The following is a 4187-nucleotide window of genomic DNA, read 5'->3' on the forward strand; positions in this document are numbered from 1 at the left end:
AAATCGCGCAGCGGCGTGCCGGTCCAGCTTCCGATCGCGCTCCAGCCCTCGACGCAGATGTGGCGCGTGATCTGCTTGACCTGCGGCAATTGGTGGAGTTCGTCCAGCGTCCAGGACTTCTTGTTCTCGACGAGGCCGCGCACTTCCAGCTTCCAGGCCTTGCCGTCGATCGTTGGCGCGTCGTCGAGGTCGTAATAGGCGTTGAACGGGAACGGCTTTGTAACAGCGCTTTCCGGAAAGGTCGGCGCCATCGCGTTGGGATTGAAGATCAATGACTGTACGCCGTCATTGAACTTGGAGACCTGCTTCAGCATCTCCTCGGCCGAGAAACTGTCCTTGACGTCACAACCGGTCAAGAGCGTCAGCGCGCCGAGGCTCGCGCCGCCCGTGATGAAGCGCCGGCGCGTCAGGTCCGGCATGGTCTTGACGGCGTCACGAACCAGAAGCGTCTTGTCGACGCCGGGGATCAGGAGTTTGCGCATGCGGCCCATGTTTATTACTCCTCTATTCCTTGCGCATGATCTTGTCGGAAAACCGGTACCCACTTTTCCGGAACATGCGCTACCGTCCAATGATCATCGCGCGCAGGCTCTTCGGCACCAGCAGCGCGAGCACGACGTGGATCACCATGAAGGCGACGATACCAGCCATGCAGAAGAAATGGACGTAACGGGCGGCGTCATAGCCGCCGAACAGCGCCGTCAGGTATTGAAACTGTACCGGCTTCCAGATCGCGAGACCCGACAGCACGATGAGGATGCCGACGACGATGACGCCGGCGTACAGCAGCTTCTGCACCTGGTTGTACTTGCTGAGATCCTCGTGCGACAGCCTGCCGGTGAACGCCGCCTTGGTATCCGAGATCACGCCCTCCGGCGTGATCGGCAGCAGCTTCTTGCGGAAGCGGCCGGTGACAAGGCCCATCGCCAGATAGATCAGGCCGTTGACCATCAACAGCCACATCGCGGCAAAATGCCAAAGCAAGGCACCGCCGAGCCAGCCGCCGAGCGTGATGCTCGAGGAAAAGCTGAAACCGAACAGCGGGGAGGCGTTATAGATCTGCCATCCCGACATGATCATCAGGACCATCGCGAAGGCATTGGTCCAGTGCAGCGCCCTCACCCAGGCCGGCTGGATGACCTTGGCCTTGGTTGAGGTCGCTTGCTCGTCGCTGACTGTGACGGCCGACATGGGCTCATCCCCTGCTTGAAATTCGATGTCATGTATACGCCGGGAACCGGCATTTCGTTACTGCCAAGACGCTATCAGATCGATGCTTGGCGGGTATCGTTTTCACAAAAGAGCGAGCCGGGTCGCCCCGGCTCGCCCATCCACACACCCCTGTTGGGACCAGATCAGGGGCGCGCGGGAGATCAGGACGCCGGCAGCAGCACGGTGTCGACCACGTGGATCACGCCGTTGGACTGATTGACGTTCGAGATCGTGACCATCGAGGTTCCACCCTTGGCATCGACGATCCAGACCTTGCCGTCCTGATGCTTGACCGAGAGTTGCTCGCCCTCGGCGGTCTTGAGCTTCATGCCGTCCTTCAGGTCGGCCGCGGTGAGCTTGCCGGGCACGACATGGTAGGTGAGGATCTTGGTCAGGGTCGCCTTGTTCTCAGGCTTCACCAGCGTCTCGACCGTGCCGGCCGGCAGCTTGCCGAAGGCGGTGTTGGTCGGCGCGAACACCGTGAACGGGCCCTTGCCTTCCAGCGTCTCGACCAGGCCGGCGGCCTTCACCGCGGCAACCAGCGTGGTGTGGTCCTTCGAGTTGACGGCGTTCTGGATGATGTTCTTGGAGGGGAACATGGCGGCGCCGCCGACCATCACGGTCTTCTCTTCCGCGCTCGCGGGCGCGGTGATGGTGGCGGTGAGAGCGAGCGCGCTGAACATGGCGGCCGACAGAAGTGCAATACGTTTGGACATGGAATCTTCTCCCGAGGATTGCGATGGCCGGCGGGTTATCCGCCGGGGGTGAAAACAACGGCGCTGATTGCGTCGTCGTTGGCCCGAGCTACGGGAGGTTTTCGGGCCGGTTTCGATGAATAATTTATCGTGATGGTTGAAACTTTTGCGGGGGCGGATCGTGCGGTGATGATGGTAGCCCGGATGGAGCGCAGCGCAATCCGGGACTCTTCTCGGCGGAGAAAAATCCCGGGTTACGCTTTCGCTCCACCCGGGCTACGGGAATTCAATCCCTGTTCGCCGGCGTCTGCAGAAAGCCGCGATTATGCGTCGGGCTGATCAGGATCTCGTTGACGCAGACGCGCGGCGGCAGGCTGGCGACGAAAGCGATGGTGCGGCCGCAATCTTCCGGCTGCAGCATCTTTGCCTGCTCCGCTTCCGACGGCACCACGGGACGCAGCTTGAGGATCGGGGTCGCGACCTCGCCGGGCGACAGGCAGCAGGCACGCAGGCCGTTGGCGCATTCGTCCATGTTGAAGGAATGGGTCAGCGCCAGCACCGCATGCTTGGTCGTGGTGTAGGCCGGGCCCGGCATCTTCGAGACGTGGCGTCCGGCCCAGGACGCCACGTTGATGATGCAGCCGTCCTGCTGCTTGCGCATCGCCGGCAGCACCGCGCGCATGCAGTAGAGCACGCCGTTCAGGTTGACATCGACGACCTTGTCCCAGCCTTCCAGTTCCATGTCGGCCCAGCTTCGCTTGGGCACGTTGAGACCGGCGCTGTTGACCAGCAGGTCGATCCGGCCGTGTTTGGCCAGAATCTGCCCGGCGGCCTTGTTGACGTCGTCCTTGTTGCTGACGTCGAGCGCGATCGCCTCGGCCTTGCCGCCCTTTTTGGTGATATCGGCCACCACCTTGTCGAGGGCGTCTTTCCGCCGCCCCGAGACCACCACGGTCCAGCCGTCCGCCGCCAGGAATTCCGCCCCTGATGCGCCAATTCCGGTGCCGCCGCCGGTTACCCAGGCCACGCGTTTCCCGCTATTTGTCATGCAAACTGTCTCCGTTGCTTTTTGAAGGGCGTTCTTGCTATTCCAGCCAACGAAAATTCCGCTGGCCAGCGCCCTCTCAGGGAATGTTGCATGAACACGACCGCCAACGCCAACCTGTTTTCCCGCCTGTTCGATACGCTCGACGATCCGAACCGGCTCGCAATCGAAATGCTCGACGGCACGCGCATCAGCTATGGCGACCTGATCGCCCGCGCCGGCCAGATGGCGAACGTGCTGGTATCGCGCGGCGTCAAGCCCGGCGACCGTGTCGCGGCGCAGACCGAAAAATCCGTGCCGGCGCTGGTGCTCTATCTCGCGACCGTACGCGCCGGCGGCGTCTATCTGCCGCTCAACACCGCCTATACGCTCAACGAACTCGACTACTTCATCTCCGATGCCGAGCCGGCGCTCGTGGTCTGCGACCCCTCCAAGGCGGAGGGCATCGGCGCGATCGCCGCCAAGGTGAAGGCCAAGGTCGAGACGCTCGGCGCCGACGGCAAGGGATCGCTGACGGACGCCGCCGCCAAGGCAGATAGCACATTCGCGACCGTCTCGCGCGCCGATGACGACCTCGCAGCGATCCTCTACACGTCGGGCACCACCGGCCGTTCCAAGGGAGCGATGCTGACGCACGATAATCTCGCGTCGAACTCCTACAGCCTGGTCGATTACTGGCGCTTCACCGACAAGGACGTGCTGATCCACGCGCTGCCGATCTATCACACCCATGGCCTGTTCGTGGCGAGCAACGTCACGCTGTTCGCGCGCGCGTCGATGATCTTCCTGCCGAAGTTCGATCCGGAAATGATCATCAAGCTGATGGCGCGCGCAACAGTGTTGATGGGCGTGCCGACCTTCTACACGCGGCTGCTGCAGAGCCCGGCGCTGTCGAAGGAATCGACTGGCCATATGCGGCTGTTCATTTCCGGCTCCGCCCCGCTGCTCGCCGATACCCACCGCGAATGGTCCGCGCGCACCGGCCACGCCGTGCTGGAACGCTACGGCATGACCGAAACCAACATGAACACGTCGAACCCCTATGACGGCGAGCGCGTGCCCGGCGCGGTCGGCCATCCCCTGCCCGGCGTCTCCGTGCGCGTCACCGATCCCGAGACCGGCCAGGAGATCGCGCGCGACGAGATCGGCATGATCGAGGTGAAGGGCCCGAACGTGTTCAAGGGCTATTGGCGGATGCCGGAGAAGACCAAGGCCGAATTCCGCGACGACGGCTT

At 62.8% G+C, this 4187-nt stretch carries 5 protein-coding genes; 1 reads left to right on the forward strand and 4 read right to left on the reverse strand.

The genetic code is table 11. From position 1 onward, the window contains the following. From V7E26_RS29460 to V7E26_RS29475, 4 genes are all read right to left on the reverse strand, one after another. On the reverse strand, window positions 1-491 hold a 491-nt coding region (locus V7E26_RS29460), incomplete at its 3' end, for a molybdopterin-dependent oxidoreductase (protein WP_324422903.1). Window positions 492-561: 70 nt separating this feature from the next. Next, window positions 562-1191 carry a cytochrome b/b6 domain-containing protein gene (locus tag V7E26_RS29465; RefSeq protein WP_324422904.1) on the reverse strand — a complete coding sequence of 210 codons (630 nt, stop codon included), beginning with the start codon at window positions 1189-1191 and terminating at the stop codon, window positions 562-564. A gap of 182 nt (window positions 1192-1373) precedes the next feature. After that, window positions 1374-1928 (reverse strand): fasciclin domain-containing protein, encoded by a 555-nt coding sequence (locus V7E26_RS29470; RefSeq protein WP_324422905.1) that lies wholly within the window; start codon window positions 1926-1928, stop codon window positions 1374-1376. Between the two features lie 265 nt (window positions 1929-2193). Further along, window positions 2194-2955 (reverse strand): SDR family oxidoreductase, encoded by a 762-nt coding sequence (locus tag V7E26_RS29475; protein WP_324422906.1) that lies wholly within the window; start codon window positions 2953-2955, stop codon window positions 2194-2196. Window positions 2956-3045: 90 nt separating this feature from the next. Between V7E26_RS29475 and V7E26_RS29480 the strand changes: the two genes are divergently transcribed. After that, window positions 3046-4187 (forward strand): AMP-binding protein (locus V7E26_RS29480; protein ID WP_324422907.1); only part of this gene is annotated, 1142 nt, incomplete at its 3' end.

The organism is Bradyrhizobium sp. (genome assembly GCF_036735945.1).
In the GTDB taxonomy this organism is placed as follows: Bacteria; Pseudomonadota; Alphaproteobacteria; order Rhizobiales; family Xanthobacteraceae; genus Bradyrhizobium.

Excerpts from the sequence above, each read along its gene's own strand:
- V7E26_RS29465 (WP_324422904.1), bottom strand. The coding sequence starts at position 1,191 with ATGTCGGCCGTCACAGTCAGCGACGAGCAAGCGACCTCAACCAAGGCC.
- V7E26_RS29470 (WP_324422905.1), bottom strand. The coding sequence starts at position 1,928 with ATGTCCAAACGTATTGCACTTCTGTCGGCCGCCATGTTCAGCGCGCTC.
- V7E26_RS29475 (WP_324422906.1), bottom strand. The coding sequence starts at position 2,955 with ATGACAAATAGCGGGAAACGCGTGGCCTGGGTAACCGGCGGCGGCACC.